The sequence below is a fragment of the Rhodoferax mekongensis genome (assembly GCF_032191775.1).
Taxonomy (GTDB): domain Bacteria; phylum Pseudomonadota; class Gammaproteobacteria; order Burkholderiales; family Burkholderiaceae_C; genus Allorhodoferax; species Allorhodoferax mekongensis.
In genome coordinates this window covers 1978097-1993054 of record NZ_CP132507.1, presented here as the reverse complement: position 1 = coordinate 1993054, position 14958 = coordinate 1978097, and the positions used below count along the sequence as shown (strand labels likewise).

General features: G+C 62.5%; 16 protein-coding genes. 11 read left to right on the top strand and 5 right to left on the bottom strand.

Annotation, left to right across the window (positions count from 1 at the left end; all coding sequences use genetic code 11):
• Positions 1–26: 26 nt before the first annotated feature.
• Positions 27–494 (bottom strand): CBS domain-containing protein, encoded by a 468-nt coding sequence (locus tag RAN89_RS09660; RefSeq protein ID WP_313866133.1) that lies wholly within the window; start codon positions 492–494, stop codon positions 27–29.
• 115 nt (positions 495–609) lie between these two features.
• Between RAN89_RS09660 and RAN89_RS09655 the strand changes: the two genes are divergently transcribed.
• From RAN89_RS09655 to RAN89_RS09640, 4 genes are all read left to right on the top strand, one after another.
• Entirely contained in the window at positions 610–1923 is a 1314-nt protein-coding gene (locus RAN89_RS09655) for an O-acetylhomoserine aminocarboxypropyltransferase (protein ID WP_313866132.1), read from the top strand.
• A gap of 87 nt (positions 1924–2010) precedes the next feature.
• Positions 2011–2832, top strand: a complete 822-nt coding sequence (locus RAN89_RS09650) for an alpha/beta fold hydrolase (protein WP_313866131.1) — start codon at positions 2011–2013, stop codon at positions 2830–2832.
• A gap of 67 nt (positions 2833–2899) precedes the next feature.
• Positions 2900–3226, top strand: coding sequence for an Mpo1-like protein (locus RAN89_RS09645; protein ID WP_313866130.1), 327 nt, complete (start codon positions 2900–2902; stop codon positions 3224–3226).
• 127 nt (positions 3227–3353) lie between these two features.
• Positions 3354–3569 carry a YMGG-like glycine zipper-containing protein gene (locus RAN89_RS09640; RefSeq protein ID WP_487391168.1) on the top strand — a complete coding sequence of 72 codons (216 nt, stop codon included), beginning with the start codon at positions 3354–3356 and terminating at the stop codon, positions 3567–3569.
• Positions 3570–3612: 43 nt separating this feature from the next.
• Here RAN89_RS09640 and RAN89_RS09635 read toward each other — a convergent pair whose 3' ends face one another.
• Together RAN89_RS09635 and RAN89_RS09630 are read right to left on the bottom strand one after the other, a co-directional pair.
• Positions 3613–4839 carry a YihY family inner membrane protein gene (locus tag RAN89_RS09635; protein ID WP_313866129.1) on the bottom strand — a complete coding sequence of 409 codons (1227 nt, stop codon included), beginning with the start codon at positions 4837–4839 and terminating at the stop codon, positions 3613–3615.
• A gap of 52 nt (positions 4840–4891) precedes the next feature.
• Positions 4892–5683, bottom strand: coding sequence for a substrate-binding periplasmic protein (locus tag RAN89_RS09630; RefSeq protein ID WP_313866128.1), 792 nt, complete (start codon positions 5681–5683; stop codon positions 4892–4894).
• Between the two features lie 161 nt (positions 5684–5844).
• Here RAN89_RS09630 and RAN89_RS09625 point away from each other — a divergent pair, with 161 nt between their 5' ends.
• From RAN89_RS09625 to RAN89_RS09615, 3 genes are all read left to right on the top strand, one after another.
• Positions 5845–6252: a DUF2069 domain-containing protein gene (locus tag RAN89_RS09625; protein WP_313866127.1), complete on the top strand. Its 408-nt coding sequence runs from the start codon at positions 5845–5847 to the stop codon at positions 6250–6252.
• A complete protein-coding gene (locus RAN89_RS09620) occupies positions 6249–7673 on the top strand; it encodes an FAD-binding oxidoreductase (RefSeq protein WP_313866126.1) in 1425 nt (474 codons plus the stop codon). Before RAN89_RS09625 ends, RAN89_RS09620 begins: the two co-directional genes overlap by 4 nt.
• An 83-nt stretch (positions 7674–7756) precedes the next feature.
• Positions 7757–8914 carry an MFS transporter gene (locus tag RAN89_RS09615; protein ID WP_313866125.1) on the top strand — a complete coding sequence of 386 codons (1158 nt, stop codon included), beginning with the start codon at positions 7757–7759 and terminating at the stop codon, positions 8912–8914.
• Positions 8915–8929: 15 nt separating this feature from the next.
• Here the strand turns inward: RAN89_RS09615 and RAN89_RS09610 are convergent, their stop codons facing one another.
• Entirely contained in the window at positions 8930–10270 is a 1341-nt protein-coding gene (locus RAN89_RS09610) for a malic enzyme-like NAD(P)-binding protein (RefSeq protein WP_313866124.1), read from the bottom strand.
• Between the two features lie 167 nt (positions 10271–10437).
• On the opposite strand from RAN89_RS09610, the gene RAN89_RS09605 reads away from it, so the two are divergent.
• From RAN89_RS09605 to RAN89_RS09590, 4 genes are read left to right on the top strand one after another with little or no spacing between them, the layout of a single operon-like run.
• The gene (locus RAN89_RS09605; protein WP_313866123.1) at positions 10438–11286 is read left to right on the top strand and encodes a thymidylate synthase; all 849 of its coding nucleotides are present in this window, start codon (positions 10438–10440) and stop codon (positions 11284–11286) included.
• 11 nt (positions 11287–11297) lie between these two features.
• Positions 11298–11804, top strand: coding sequence for a dihydrofolate reductase (locus tag RAN89_RS09600; RefSeq protein ID WP_313866122.1), 507 nt, complete (start codon positions 11298–11300; stop codon positions 11802–11804).
• 12 nt (positions 11805–11816) lie between these two features.
• The gene (locus tag RAN89_RS09595) at positions 11817–12431 is read left to right on the top strand and encodes a DUF4337 domain-containing protein (RefSeq protein WP_313866121.1); all 615 of its coding nucleotides are present in this window, start codon (positions 11817–11819) and stop codon (positions 12429–12431) included.
• A gap of 56 nt (positions 12432–12487) precedes the next feature.
• Positions 12488–13288, top strand: a complete 801-nt coding sequence (locus tag RAN89_RS09590) for an exodeoxyribonuclease III (protein WP_313866120.1) — start codon at positions 12488–12490, stop codon at positions 13286–13288.
• Between the two features lie 108 nt (positions 13289–13396).
• Here RAN89_RS09590 and ntrC read toward each other — a convergent pair whose 3' ends face one another.
• Positions 13397–14941 carry a nitrogen regulation protein NR(I) gene (gene ntrC, locus RAN89_RS09585; protein ID WP_313866119.1) on the bottom strand — a complete coding sequence of 515 codons (1545 nt, stop codon included), beginning with the start codon at positions 14939–14941 and terminating at the stop codon, positions 13397–13399.
• Between the last annotated feature and the right edge of the window lie 17 nt (positions 14942–14958).

The window sequence follows — 14958 nt, the reverse complement described above, 5'->3', positions numbered from 1 at the left end:
CCTTGCGGCGGCCCGGTGGCGAGCTCTTACGTGTTCTCAGCTTCCGGCTTTTCCGACTCGCCCTCAGGCCAGTCGCGGATGTAGGCCTTGAGCATTTTGTTCTCGAAGTTCTGGCTGTCCACCACGGCGCGGGCCACGTCGTAGAAACTGATAACGCCTTGCAACATGCGGTTGTCGATCACCGGCATGTAGCGGGCGTGGCGCTCCAGCATCATGCGGCGCACTTCATCCATCTCGGTTTCCAAGGTGCAGGTCAGCGGGCCGGGGTCCATGGCGCGGTACACGCTGGTGGTGCCGAAAGTGCCACCATTTTTGACAGCGGCTTGGATCACTTCGCGAAAAGTCAACATGCCCACTACCAGGCCATGTGACATCACGACCAACGAACCGATGTCTTTCTCCGCCATCAGCTGGGCCGCATCGGACAGAGAGTCCTCCGGCGTGGTCGTGTAAAGCGTTCCGCCTTTTACGCGCAGGATATCGCTGACTTTCATGGGGACTTCCTCGTGACACTGGGGTTGAATTCGAGTAGCAAATATAGCCCACAATGCGCGGGTTTCATCGCGGTTTCATCGCGGTTTCATCAAGGTTTCATCACTGGAGACACCAATGGCTGGTTACGCTGACCCCGGCTTCGACACTCTCGCGCTTCACGCTGGTGCCGCACCGGACCCCACCACAGGCGCACGCGCCGTGCCCATCCACCTGAGCACCTCGTTTGTGTTCGAGTCCAGCGAGCATGCGCAGTCCCTCTTCAACCTGGAGCGCGCAGGCCATGTGTACAGCCGCATCAGCAACCCCACCAACGCGGTGCTGGAACAGCGGGTCGCCGCGCTGGAGGGCGGTATAGGTGCCATCACCACCGCCAGCGGCCAAGCCGCGCTGCATCTGGCTATCGCCACCCTGATGGGCGCGGGCGGGCACATTGTGTCGTCCAGCGCCCTGTATGGTGGCTCGCACAACCTGCTGCACTACACCTTGTCCCGCTTCGGCATTGAAACCACCTTTGTGAAGCCCGGCGATGTGGATGCCTGGCGCGCTGCGGTGCGGCCCAACACCCGCCTGTTTTTCGGGGAAACCGTGGGCAACCCCGGCCTGGATGTGCTGGACACGCCCACTATTTCGCAAATTGCCCACGAGGCAGGTGTTCCGCTGCTGGTGGACTCCACCCTCACCTCACCCTGGCTGGTGCAGCCCTTTACCCAGGGGGCCGATCTGGTCTACCACTCGGCCACCAAATTCTTGAGCGGGCATGGCACCGTGATTGGCGGCGTGGTGGTGGACGGTGGCAGCTTTGACTGGGCCCGCGCGTTTGAAGCGAGCGGCAAATTCGCAGAGCTGGCCGCGCCCTACGAGGGCTTTCACCACATGAATTTCAGCGAGGAAAGTACCGTGGGTGCCTTCTTGCTGCGCGCGCGGCGCGAAGGCCTGCGCGACTTCGGCGCTTGCATGAGCCCGCACAGCGCCTGGCTCGTTCTGCAAGGGATTGAGACCCTGAGCCTGCGCATGGCCCGCCACATCAGCAACACCGAAAAGGTGGTGCAGTTCCTGGCCAGCCAACCCTTTGTGAGCCGCGTGGGCCACCCTCTGCTGGAAAGCCACCCCAGCCACCAACTGGCGCAAAAGCTGCTGCCCAAAGGCGCGGGTTCGGTGTTCAGCTTCGACCTCAAGGGCAACCGCGAGCAGGGCAAAAAGTTCATTGAAACCCTCAAGGTCTTCAGCCACCTCGCCAATGTGGGCGACTGCCGCAGCCTGGTCATCCACCCGGCCAGCACCACCCACTTCCGCATGGGCGATGAGGCGCTGGCTGCGGGCGGCATCACGCAGGGCACCATCCGCCTGTCCATCGGGCTGGAAGACGCGGACGACTTGATTGACGACCTCAAACGCGCGCTCAAAGCCGCAGAAAAGGCAGGTGCTTGATATGTGCCCCCACGCTCATCACTTCGTGTGTTCGCTGCCCCCCATGGGGGCGCTGGCCTCCTTGGGGGCGGCCCGGCAGGAGGCCACATGCAACTAGTCGTCAACGGAGCCAATGTCTACTGCTACACCGGCGGCAAAACCTTCGATGCGGCCAAGCCCACGGTAGTCTTTATCCACGGTGTGCTCAATGACCACAGCGTCTGGATTTTGCAAAGCCGCTACCTCGCCCATCACGGCTACAACGTGCTGGCCGTGGACCTGCCCGGCCACTGCCGCAGTGGCGGCGAGGCACCGGAAACTGTGGAGCAAGCCGCCACTTTCATCTTGGCCCTGCTGGATGCAGCAGGTATCGAGAATGCCGCTTTGGTAGGCCACAGCTGGGGCTCGTTGATTGCGCTGGAGGCCGCCAGCCGACTGGGCACCCGCGCCACCCACCTGGTGCTGGTGGGCACTGCCTACCCGATGAAGGTATCCCCTGCCCTGCTGGCAACTTCGCTCCAAGAGCCCATGAAGGCGCTCACCATGATCAACGTGTTTTCGCGCAGCACACTGGCGCCGCCGCCCTCAGCGCTGGGCCCGGGCACCTGGGTCTATGGCGCCAGCATGGCACTGGGCCGGCGGGTGCTGGCCAGTAACACGGCAGTGAACGTGTTCCACCGCGGCTTCAAGGCGTGCGACAGCTATGCGGGTGGCGAAGGGGCCATGGCACAGGTGCAATGCCCCGTGCTGTTTGTACTGGGCGATCAAGACCAGATGACATCGCCCAAAGCCGCGCAAACGCTGGTGCAGGCAGCCAGGACCGCAGGCGTGCGCACAGAGACCGTGCGGATCGCGGTAGGCCACCACCAGATGACCGAGGCGCCAGAGGAAACCCTGTCGGCCTTGCGACAGTTTTTGGGCAAACCCTAGGGCGCGCCCTCTTGCCGGTCCGGCCGGCGCGATAGAGCATGGGGGCTGCATTGACAACGGAGCCCCCATGCCTACCGACACATCCGTGGACCCTCGCAGTTTCCAGAGCTTTGCCGAGTTCTATCCTTTTTACCTGGGCGAGCACAGCAACACCACTTGCCGCCGCCTGCACTTTGTGGGCTCCACCCTCAGCCTGGTGTGCTTGGGCATGTTGATTGCCACGGGCAAGCCTCAGTACTTTGCATATGCGCTGCTGTGCGGCTACGGGTTTGCGTGGCTGGGCCACTTCGGATTTGAGAAAAACAAACCCGCCAGCTTCAAGCGCCCGCTCTACAGCCTGATGGGAGATTGGCGCATGTACGCAGATATCTGGACGGGGAAGATCAAGTTCTGACCTGGCTCTGAACATACGACTTTTGCGCCAACAATAGTTGTATCCAAGGTTTTCACAGCGCCTTGACAGAAACTTGCCGATACAAATTCAAGTTCCGACGAAAGAGCCATGGGGCGATGATGACGCCATGACTTTATTGCCCAAAACTCTCATCACCGTTGCCACTATGGTGACCATCCTATTCACCAGCGGCTGCGCCAGTTTGTCTGCGCGCGACCGCAACACCATCACGGGTGCCGGAGTGGGTGCAGTCGCGGGGGCAATCCTCACGGGAGGCAGCAGCGTAGGAACCGTTGGTGGAGCAGCTGTGGGGGGCTATATCGGTCACCAGGTCCGCAAATAAGGACTTGACGCGACCTCACTTCGAGGTCACAGCACCACAATTGCTACTCTTTCTGTAGCGCCTCGCGCACAGTAGTCGTGCGCCAGCGGCCTAATTTCCATAAATTAGCAGTGAAGGGCTCGGGTGTCAGCAACAGGCGCTGCATCAAGGGCTCTAGCACCGTTTGGCCCAGATCGGCCAGCAGCACGTAGCGGGCCTGTCCATCGCGGCCATTGCTCTCTTGCAGCTGGCCGACCCAATCCAGCTCCTGCAGAGTTTGCAACACTGGCTCCAGGCGTTGCGAATCCACTTGCAAGGCCAGTCGCAGGGTCGACAAGGTTTGTCCTCGGTCATCCGTAGTCTTGGCAAGGTCCAGCATATGCAGCACTTCCAACGCCAGTTGGAACTGCCAGCCATGGCCCAGTTTACGGCGCGGCACACCGGCAATCAGGCTCGGCAGGTAGGCCGTAAGTGCTGCGCCCAACAGCACGATGACCCAAGCGATGTAAATCCAGATCAGCAAAATCGGCACCGTGGCGAATGCGCCATACACCACTGAATAAGTGGGTACTTTGCTCAGGTAAATGGCCAGCCCCTTGCGCGCCAGCTCCATCCCGGTGGAGACAAACAAGCCGCCCATCCACGCATGGCCCCAACGCACATGCGTGTTGGGCACGTAGTGAAAAGTGGCCGCTGTACCTGCAGCTACCAAGACAAACTGCACACTGTCCAGCAACACCGCCAGCCCCCCGGGCAAGCCGCCCACCACGCCTTTGGAGGCGGTAATGGCATACGAGGTAATCGACAAGCTGGCTCCCAGCAACAAGGGCCCCAGGGTCACTGCGGCCCAATAGATGAGCACCCGCTGCCCGAAGGGCCTGCGCTTCTTGACACGCCAGATGCTGTTGAGCGTGCGGTCTATGGTGAAGACCAGCGCCAACGCAGTGCCCAGCAAAATAGTGAGGCCCGCTACGCCCAAACGGCTGGCTTTGCCGGCGAACTGGTTCAGATAGCCCAGCACTTGGCGGGCGATGTTGTCGGGCACCAGGCTCTCAATGAGCCACTTCTGCAGCACATCCTGAAACTTGGCAAACATCGGGAAGGCGGTAAACACCGCCAGCGCCACGGTAATCAGGGGCACCAGTGCAATCGTGGTGGTAAAGGTCAGGCTGCTGGCAGTCAGGCCCAGGCGGTCTTCGCGAAAGCGCTCGCGCAGGGTGATCGCAGCGTCGCGCCAGGGAATGCTGGCAATGTCCCGCAACCAGGAAGTCAAAAGGGGTTTGGCTTGCATGGCCCGCATCATGCCACCGCTGCCATGCAGCCGGTGTGACGGGCTGTAAGCCTCAGCGCTCCACCATCACCGGATGGTTTTTCCAACGCTGGAAGCTGGCCCGAATAATCTCGTCGAGTACACCCGTTTTCTTGAGAATGGCCAAGCGCGCGTCGATCTGCTCCAGCTTGTCGGCGCATTTGCCGTTACGGGTCAGGGCGAGGTAATTGGGGGTGTCCACCAGGAACGGCTCCTTGGCCACGAAGCTGGCCTCATCCCCGCGCTTGAGGATCAGGGCCATGCCGGTGTAATACCCGGTAATGAAATAGTCCGTCCGCCCCATGAGCATGAGGCTGAAGCTCGCATCGGGCCGGTTCACCTCTTGCACGTTGAGCTTCTCTTTGATGTATTCATCCAGACCATTGCCGAATACATTGCCACGCGCTATCGAACCCCGCAGGCCGATCAGGTCGGACTTGTCGCGGTACAACAGGGGCAGATCGCGCACCGTAAAGGCGGCGACTGGATTCTGGAGCGCGACGGTTTTGGGGTAGAGCAAAAAGGCTTCGCGCTCAGGCGTTTTTTTCAAGGTGACCACCATGTCCACCTCGCCCCGCTCGGCTAGCGCCATTACCCTCGGGAAGGGACCTACGTTACGGATTTCAAAGTCGATCTTCAGATCGCCAAGCACGCGCTTGGCGATCTCGATGCTGGCGCCTTGCAGCGTTTCGCCGTCATACCAATGCAGAGGCGGATAAGCGGGGTCTGAGGTCACCACCATGCGGGTGCACTGGGACTGTGCCAAGAAACTGCACGTCACCAACCAGACCGCCAGCAAGCCTTGTGCGACTTTTCGCCAGATCATGTAATCCTTTTGTCCCACTGGGGACAGATCGCACAGTAATCGCGCAGGACGGCCTTGGCAAGAGGGCAATCCGCGGGAAAGCTTAGATCAAGCCCCCTATTCAGATCCATTGAGCCGTTTGGCTTAAGCTACGCGGCTGTCCATCAACCGGCGCCCACCCCGTGCAAGCTGCTACCCCCGCCTCTTCTGTTGTCATCGCCCGCTGGGCAGCCGTCATCAGCCTGATTGCGCTGATTCTTCTGGGCCTGGTGTGGGAGCTGTGGTTGGCCCCCACCGGTCGCGGGACGCTGGCCCTGAAGGTATTGCCCCTGTGCATACCGCTGGCCGGCCTGCTCAAGAGCCGCATGTACACCTACCGCTGGCTCAGCCTGATGGTGTGGCTGTACTTCACCGAAGGCGTGGTCCGCGCCTGGAGTGACAAGCCGCCAGGCAACTGGCTGGCGCTGCTGGAAGTGCTGCTGTGTATCGTGCTGTTTGTGGCTTGCACCTTCCATATCCGCCTGCGCCTGAAGCACGCCAAGGCGCTCCCTGCCAATCCCGAAGAACCCACCACCCGCCCTGCCCCATGATGGACATCGAAGCCCTGCGCGCCACGCTGCGCACCCTTGTCGGTGAAGCCCATGTACTCACCGACGGCGACCTCACTGCTTACGAACAAGATTGGCGCAAACGCGAGCGCGGCCGCGCCCTGGCCGTGGTGCGCCCCGGCACGACCGAAGAAGTAGCCGCAGTGGTCAAAGCCTGTGGGGCGGCCGGCGTGAGCCTGGTGCCTCAGGGTGGCAACACCGGCATGGTGGTGGGCTCCATCCCCGATGCGTCGGGCACCCAGGTACTGCTGAGCCTGCAGCGCCTGAACCGTATCCGCGCCATCGATGCTGCCAACCTGACCGTAACGGTAGAGGCCGGCTGTGTGCTGCAGACGCTGCAAGAGGCCTGCGAAAAAGATGGCTTCTTGTTCCCCCTGAGCCTGGCCGCTGAAGGCAGTTGCACCATTGGAGGCAACCTGGCCACCAACGCGGGCGGCACGCAGGTCGTGCGCTATGGCAACACGCGCGAGCTGTGCCTGGGCCTGGAGGTAGTGACGGCGCAGGGTGAGGTCTGGAGCGGCCTGACAGGCCTGCGCAAAGACAACACCGGCTACGACCTGCGCCACCTGTTCATCGGCTCCGAGGGCACGCTGGGCGTGATCACCGCAGCCACCTTGCGCATGTACCCTCTGCCCGCGGCCCAACTCACTGCCTTTGCCGCTGTACCGTCACTGGACGCGGCCGTGCAACTGCTGGGGCTGGCGCACCAGCACCTGAACGCCGGCCTGACCGGCTTTGAGGTGATGGGCGATTTTGCGCTCGGCCTGGTGCGCAAACACTTTCCGCAGCAGAACGTGCCGTTCGGCGGCATGTCACCGTACTGCGTTGTTTTGGAAAATTCCGACCACGAGTCCGAGAGCCATGCCCGCGAACAATTTGAGCGCCTGCTGGAAGCTGCCCTGGAGCAAGGCTGCGTGCTCGACGCGGTGGTGGCAGAAAACATTGCCCAGGCCCGCGCGCTGTGGCACATCCGCGAGAGCATTCCGCTGGCGCAAGCCCAGGAAGGACTCAACATCAAGCACGACATATCGATTGCCGTGTCGCGCATTCCGGCCTTTGTGACCGAAGTGGATGCGTTGCTGGAGCAGCACTTCCCCGGCGTGCGCCTGGTGAACTACGGCCACTTGGGCGACGGCAACTTGCACTACAACGTGCAAGCCCCGGACGGCGCAGATGCAGAAGCCTTCTTGCGCGACCAGGAAGGCCCCATCAACACACTCGTGTACGAGGTGGTGGACCGTTTCAATGGCTCCATATCCGCCGAGCACGGTATCGGCAGCCTGAAGCGCGAGAAGCTGGCGCACCACAAATCACCCGTGGCTTTGAACGCCATGCGGGCTATCAAGGGCGCGCTGGATCCGAAAAATCTCATGAATCCAGGCAGAGTGCTATCAATTGAGTAGCTGCTTGCGCATATTCCACAGGCGATAGGGGCCTGTTTTATATAGACTCCGGCCGACTCCCCTTCATTTTTCAGGATCCCGTCGTGGCACACCTCATTCTTCTGGCCATCGTCTATCTGTCCTTCATCAGCCTGGGTCTGCCGGATGGCATTCTGGGCGTGGCCTGGCCGGCCATCCGTGCGGACATGGGCCAGCCGTTGGCAGCAGTGGGCGCCATCACCATCACCATGACGATTTGCTCGGCCACGGCAAGCTTCTTTGCGGGGCCGATTGCCAAACGCATGGGCACCGGTGCCGTGGTGGCCACCAGCTGCCTGATGACAGCGCTGGCGCTGCTGGGCTTCTCGGTGGCCCCTTCTTTCGGTTGGCTAATTTCACTGGCGGTGCCACTGGGCCTGGGTGCGGGCGCTGTGGACGCCAGCTTGAACCACTTTGTGGCGGCGCACTACTCCTCCCGCCACATGAACTGGCTGCACGGTTTCTGGGGCGTGGGCGCCACCACCGGTCCACTGATCATGGGCCTGGCACTGGCCAGCACCGGAGGCTGGGCGTTGGGTGTACGCAGCATCGGCCTGATGCAACTGACTCTGGCTGTCGTGCTCTGGGCGACCTTGTCACTCTGGGCCAAAGAGCACTCCAAACCACCCACCGGTGAGGACGCCCATGGCGAGGTGGTCTTCCAACCCGTGCGCCCGCTGGCCACCTGGTTGGCCCCAACCTTGTTCCTGTTTTACGTGGCGGCCGAGATGGGCACCGGCCTATGGGCGGCCAGTATTCTGGTGACTGACCGGGGCCTCACGCAGGCGCAAGCGGGCATCTGGGTGTCGGTGTATTTCGGCTCCATCACCGCAGGGCGCTTTGCGGTGGGTCTGATCGCCAACCGCTTGGGTAACCGCACATTGGTGCGGCTGGGCATTGCAGTGGCTGCGCTGGGCGCTCTAGTGTTTGCCCTGCCCGGTGTATTCGGCAGCGCCGCCAGCTTCGGGCTGGTGCTTATGGGCTTGGGCTGTGCGCCGGTGTTTCCGTCGCTGATGCACGAAACCGCGCGCCGCTTTCCGGAAGACGTGGCCCGCACCGTCATTGGCCGGCAAATGACCTTTGCCTATGCCGGTGGCTCGGTCATTCCCGCAGGCTTCGGGCTACTGGCGACCTGGGCCGGGCTGGGCGCGGTGATGCCGGTGGTGGTGGTCATCCTGCTGGCGCTGCTGGCACTGGCCGTCGCGCTGGACCGGATGACCTGACCCGATCAGCGTCGATCAGGTCCGCGCCAGTTTGCGGGCCAGCTGTTCGAGCCGGCCTTTGTAGCCCTCGGCATCAAACGGACGACGGGCACTGCCGCTGTCCACCGCGGCTTGCGCCACGCGCAAGGACACGGTTTGCAGCAGGCGTTTGTCCAGCAAGGTGGGCAGCAGCTTGTCTTTGCTGAAGGCCGCGTCTTCACGCGCCAAATCCGCCAGCGCCAGCACGGCGGCTTTCTTCATGTCTTCGTTGATCTGCGGGGCACCCACGTCCAGCGCGGCGCGGAACAGGTAGGGGAAGCACAGCGCGTTGTTCACCTGGTTGGGGTAGTCCGAGCGGCCGGTGGCGGTGATGGCGTCGCGCGAGGCGGCAATTACCAGCTCGGGGCGGATTTCGGGCTCGGGGTTGGCCAGCGCAAACACCACCGGCTTGGCGGCCATGCTGCGCACCATGTCCTGGCTCACCACGCCGGGGCCCGAGAGGCCCAGGAACACGTCGGCACCCGCCAGCGCATCAGCCAGTGTGCGGGCGGCGGTGTCACGGGCCCAGGCGGCTTTCTCGCTGTCGTCGCCCTTGGCACCACGGCCGGTGTAGATCACGCCCTTGGAGTCGCACACGGTGATGTGTGACTTTTTGGCGCCCAGGCTCACCAGCAGCTCCAGACAGGCGTTGGCCGCCGCGCCCGCACCGTTGCACACCAGCGTGACCGCATCCAGCGACTTGCCTTGCAAGTGCAGCGCGTTGATCAGGCCGGCGGCCACCACGATGGCGGTGCCGTGCTGGTCGTCATGGAACACGGGGATGGACAAACGGGCCCGCAGAGCGCGCTCTATCTCAAAGCACTCGGGTGCCTTGATGTCTTCCAGGTTGATGCCGCCAAACGTGGGGTGCAGGCTGGCAATGGTGTTGATGAGTTTTTGCGGGTCGGTCTCGTCAATCTCGATGTCAAACGCGTCGATGCCGGCAAAGCGTTTGAACAGCACGGCCTTGCCTTCCATCACCGGCTTGCCCGCCAGCGCGCCGATGTTGCCCAGACCCAGCACCGCGGTGCCGTTGGTGATGACGGCCACCAGGTTGCCCTTGGCGGTGTACTCGTAGGCCAGTGCCGGGTCGCGCTCAATCTCCAGGCATGGTACAGCCACGCCTGGCGAGTAAGCCAGCGACAGGTCGTCCTGGCTGCCCACGGGCTTGGTGACATGGATTTCAATCTTGCCGCCGATATCATCCGAGTGCCGTGCGCGGTGGTAGGCCAGCGCGGCTTCATGCAGGCTGACGCTGCCGTCGGCGCCCACGAATTGCTGTTGTTGTTCGGAACCTGTGGCCTGGGCGGCCGCCATCTGGGGTGCGGAGGTAGACATGCGTGGAATGCGTTTCTGCAGGGATTGCGATAGGCCGGGTCCGGCGGAGCGCCAGATTCTGCGCGCGTTGCAGCCGCACAGCCAGCGAAAATTGCCCGAATTCCATGCGGAAATGTGTTCACCACATGCGCGCACGACATACCCCTGACGGACCTACAATTTCAGCCATGACCAGCCCCACCACCCCCCGCCCTGTGCGCAGCCAGTACGAAGACTTCATGCGCCACGTGCACACCACAGGCGTTTTCAAATCCGACCGCACCGGCACCGGCACGAAAAGCGTGTTCGGCTACCAGATGCGCTTCGACCTGAATGAGGGCTTCCCGCTGGTCACGACCAAGAAAGTGCACCTGCGCTCCATCATTCAGGAGCTGCTGTGGTTCCTGACCGGGTCGAGCAACAACAACTGGCTCAAAGAGCGCGGCGTCACCATCTGGGACGAATGGGCGAATCCTGAGACCGGTGACCTGGGCCCTGTCTATGGCGTGCAGTGGCGCAGCTGGCCCACGCCGGACGGCGGCCATATCGACCAGATTGCGGATGTCATCAAAACCCTCAAAAGCAACCCCGACAGCCGCCGCATCATTGTGAGCGCCTGGAACGTGGCTGAGCTGAGCAAGATGGCCCTGATGCCCTGCCACGCGTTCTTCCAGTTCTATGTGGCGCCGGCCACCGTGCCGGGCGGCAAGGGCCGCTTGAGCTGCCAGCTTTACCAGCGCAGTGCAGACATCTTTCTGGGCGTGCCCTTCAACATTGCCAGCTACGCCCTGCTTACCCACATGGTGGCCCAGCAGTGCGACCTGGATGTGGGCGACTTCATCTGGACGGGTGGCGACTGCCACATCTACAGCAACCACACCGAGCAGGTGGAGCTGCAGCTGAGCCGCGCGCCCATGTCCTACCCCACGCTCCACATCAAACGCAAGCCGGAGAGCATCTTCGACTATGAGTTTGAAGACTTTGAAGTGGTGGGCTACGAGTGCCATCCCGCCATCAAGGCACCGGTCGCGGTGTGATGGCAGGCACGATGCACACATCCGCCCCCCTGCCCCGTCTTCACCTTATTTACGCCCGCGCCGCCAACGGCGTGATCGGCATCAACGGCACCCTGCCCTGGCATTTGCCCGAAGACCTGGCCCACTTCAAGCGGACTACGCTGGGCTGCCCGGTCATCATGGGCCGCAAGACCTGGGACTCGCTACCGCCAAAGTTCCGCCCTTTGCCAGGCCGCGCCAACATCGTGGTGACACGGCAAGCGGATTGGAGTGAAACCGGTGCCCAGCGCGCATCCGAACTTCGCGAGGCGCTACAACTTTGTGAGCAGGCAACCGATGTCTGGGTTATTGGTGGTGCGCAGCTCTACGCCCTGGCGGAGCCTGTGGCGCACACGGCGGTGGTTACCGAGATAGAGAAAGACTTTGAAGGTGACGCCTTCGCCCCCACCTTGGGCGAAGCGTGGCAGGAGACTGCCCGCGAGCGCCATGTGGCAGCCAGCGGGCTGCCTTTCAGTTTTGTAACTTACACACGCAGTTAAGGAGATACGCACATGTCAGGCGGAGGCTTTCACGTCCACGGACCCCACGACCACGAGCTGGAGCACGCCACCCAAGGAGGACATGGGGGCGGCCACGGCGGTGAGCACGGAGGCCACAGCGGCGGCATGATCAACCAGATCGCCATGTTCACGGCCATCATCGCCACCGTGGGCGCCATCTTTGCCTACATGGGCGGCGCCACCCAGGCCAATGCCGGCCTCTACAAAAACAACGCGGCCTTGAAAAAGACCGAAGCCTCCAACCAGTGGAATTTTTTTCAGGCCAAGAGCACCAAACAGTCCCTGGCCGAACTGGCCCGCGACCTGACCGCCAAGCCGGAAGACAAAACCAAGTACCAGGCCAAGATTGACCGCTACGAAAGCGAAAAGGCCGAGATCAAAACCAAAGCCGAAGCACTGGAAGCCGAGGCCACCGAGTGGGACCACCGGAGCGACGAGCAAATGCACCAGCACCACCGCTGGGCGCAAGCCACCACCGTGCTGCAGGTCGCCATTGCACTGGCCGCCATTGCGCTGCTGACCAAGAAGAAGTGGCTGGAGTGGGCCATGTTCGGGGTGGGCGCCGTGGGTGTTGCCGTGGGCGCACTGGCTGCGCTACATATTTAGGAGCTGCTCGCGCAGATCGGACGGGCGCTAGCGCCCGTTTTTATTTGGAAACAAGCATGAAACTCGCTACCTGGAACGTCAACTCTTTAGGCGTACGCCTACCCCAAGTGCTGGACTGGCTGGCCGCTAATCCTGTAGATGTGCTGGCCCTGCAAGAGCTCAAGCTCACGGACGACAAATTTCCCGCCGACGCGTTTGAGGCCATTGGCTACCACGCGCAGTGGTTCGGCCAGAAGACCTACAACGGCGTAGCCCTGCTCTCCCGTACACCCGCCCGCGACGTCATCAAGAACATCCCCGGCTTTGACGACGACATGTCCCGCGTGATTACCGGCACCGTGGCCTTGGAAGGCGCCCCTGCCGGTACGCCAGGTGTTCGCGTGATTGGTGCCTACTTCCCCAACGGGCAGGAGCCCGGCAGCGACAAGTTCGAATACAAGATGGAATGGCTCACCGCCCTGCGCCGCTGGGTGAAGGACGAGCTCGCCGCGCACCCGAACCTGGTGCTGATGGGCGACTACAACATCACCTTTGACGAGGACGATGTGTGGGACCCGGTGAACCTGGAAGGCACCATCCACTGCACCGAGGAAGAGCGCTACCACCTGCGTTCCCTGATTGCGCTGGGCCTGACCGACAGCCATCGCCTGTTCCCGCAGCCGCCCAAGTCCTACAGCTGGTGGGACTACCGCGATGCGGGCTTCCGCCGCAACCGCGGGCTGCGCATTGACCACATTCTGGTGAGCAACGCGCTCAAGCCACGAGTGACTGCCTGCACCATCGACAAGACCCCGCGCAAGAACGAGCGCCCCAGCGACCACGCCCCGGTGGTGGTGGACATCAACCTGGCAAGCTGAGCAAGCTCCGCCCACAAAAAAGCCGGCGCATGCGCCGGCTTTTTGCTATCAAATCAGGAGCTACTCGCGCTTATCCATTGGGCGCTAGCGGCTCTTTTTGCTTCAAACTCACTCCAAGCCCAGCTCCTGGATCTTGCGGGTGATGGTGTTGCGGCCGATACCCAGCTTTTGCGCGGCTTCAATGCGGCGGCCCTTGGTATTGGCCAAGGCCGCCAGAATCAGGCGCGACTCAAAGCGGCGGGTCAAGGTGTCCCACACCTCGGGCTGACCGGAGCCGAGCAAGGCCACCGCTTCGGTCTCCAACTCGGCCTCCCAGCCTTCCAGCGGTCCATGGGCCGCTGCCGCGCGTGCCAACACATGCGACAGGTCTTCCGACTCATGGCTCACGGGTGCATGGGCATGCGCATCCAGCGGCACATCTTTGAGCTGCGCTTCCGGGGCTGCGGTGAGCACGGGCTTGGCCACCAAAGGCTCGCCGGTTTCCGCACGGCCCAGGCTCACCTCAGGCGGCAGGTCCTTGCGCTCAATCACCTGCGCTGGCGCCATCACGGTCAGCCAGTGGCAGATGTTTTCCAGCTGGCGCACGTTGCCGGGGAAGCTGAAGCCCTCCAGCCAGGTCAGTGCCGAATCCGAAATGCGCTTGGGCTCCACACCCAGTTGCTTGGCGCTTTGCTGCAAGAAGTGGCGGGTCAACATGGCCACGTCTTCCTTGCGCTCGCGCAGGGCCGGCAGGCGCAGGCGGATCACATTCAGGCGGTGGAACAAGTCTTCCCGGAACACGCCGTCCTTGACGCGCTGCTCCAGGTTCTGGTGTGTGGCAGCGATGACACGCACGTTCGATTTGACGGCACTGTGCCCGCCCACGCGGTAGAAGTGACCGTCGCTCAAGACGCGCAGCAAACGGGTCTGCAGCTCGAACGGCATGTCGCCGATCTCGTCCAGAAACAGCGTACCGCCATCGGCCTGCTCAAAGCGGCCACGGCGCATGGTTTGCGCGCCGGTGAAGGCACCGCGTTCATGGCCGAAGAGTTCGCTCTCCAACAGGTCTTTGGGAATGGCTGCAGTGTTGATAGCCACAAACGGGCCATCGGCGCGCGGGGAATGCTTGTGCAGCGCACGGGCCACCAGCTCCTTGCCGGAGCCGGATTCACCGGTGATCATCACCGTGACGTTGCTCTGGCTCAAGCGGCCGATGGCACGGAACACGTCCTGCATGGCGGGCGCCTGACCCAGCATTTCAGGGGACTCGGCCATGCGCTCTTCAGCTACTTCCTCGCGCTGGCTCTCTTCCACCGCACGGCGGATGAGCTCCACTGCTTTGGGCAGGTCGAAGGGCTTGGGCAGGTATTCAAAAGCGCCGCCCTGGAAGGCGCTGACCGCGCTGTCGAGGTCCGAGAAGGCCGTCATGATGATGACGGGCAGGCCGGGGTGTTTGGCCTTGACTTTTTCGAGCAAGTCCAGACCGGAGCCCCCGGGCATGCGGATGTCGCTCACCAGGATTTGCGGGCCCTCATCGTCTGCTGCGGTGCTCAGCGCAGTCAGTACATCGCGTGGATTGGAAAAACTGCGTGTGGGCAGGTGCTCACGCAGCAGTGCCTTCTCCAGCACGAAGCGGATGGACTGGTCATCATCTACGATCCAAATCGGCTTCATGTTGTCGGCACCCTAGT

Bases quoted from the DNA above. Each gene is read 5' to 3' on its own strand.
- RAN89_RS09655 (WP_313866132.1), top strand. From the start codon at position 610: ATGGCTGGTTACGCTGACCCCGGCTTCGACACTCTCGCGCTTCACGCT.
- RAN89_RS09630 (WP_313866128.1), bottom strand. From the start codon at position 5,683: ATGATCTGGCGAAAAGTCGCACAAGGCTTGCTGGCGGTCTGGTTGGTG.
- RAN89_RS09660 (WP_313866133.1), bottom strand. From the start codon at position 494: ATGAAAGTCAGCGATATCCTGCGCGTAAAAGGCGGAACGCTTTACACG.
- RAN89_RS09600 (WP_313866122.1), top strand. From the start codon at position 11,298: ATGCACACATCCGCCCCCCTGCCCCGTCTTCACCTTATTTACGCCCGC.
- RAN89_RS09590 (WP_313866120.1), top strand. From the start codon at position 12,488: ATGAAACTCGCTACCTGGAACGTCAACTCTTTAGGCGTACGCCTACCC.
- RAN89_RS09620 (WP_313866126.1), top strand. From the start codon at position 6,249: ATGATGGACATCGAAGCCCTGCGCGCCACGCTGCGCACCCTTGTCGGT.
- RAN89_RS09610 (WP_313866124.1), bottom strand. From the start codon at position 10,270: ATGTCTACCTCCGCACCCCAGATGGCGGCCGCCCAGGCCACAGGTTCC.
- ntrC (WP_313866119.1), bottom strand. From the start codon at position 14,941: ATGAAGCCGATTTGGATCGTAGATGATGACCAGTCCATCCGCTTCGTG.
- RAN89_RS09650 (WP_313866131.1), top strand. From the start codon at position 2,011: ATGCAACTAGTCGTCAACGGAGCCAATGTCTACTGCTACACCGGCGGC.
- RAN89_RS09605 (WP_313866123.1), top strand. From the start codon at position 10,438: ATGACCAGCCCCACCACCCCCCGCCCTGTGCGCAGCCAGTACGAAGAC.
- RAN89_RS09635 (WP_313866129.1), bottom strand. From the start codon at position 4,839: ATGCAAGCCAAACCCCTTTTGACTTCCTGGTTGCGGGACATTGCCAGC.
- RAN89_RS09595 (WP_313866121.1), top strand. From the start codon at position 11,817: ATGTCAGGCGGAGGCTTTCACGTCCACGGACCCCACGACCACGAGCTG.
- RAN89_RS09645 (WP_313866130.1), top strand. From the start codon at position 2,900: ATGCCTACCGACACATCCGTGGACCCTCGCAGTTTCCAGAGCTTTGCC.
- RAN89_RS09640 (WP_487391168.1), top strand. From the start codon at position 3,354: ATGACTTTATTGCCCAAAACTCTCATCACCGTTGCCACTATGGTGACC.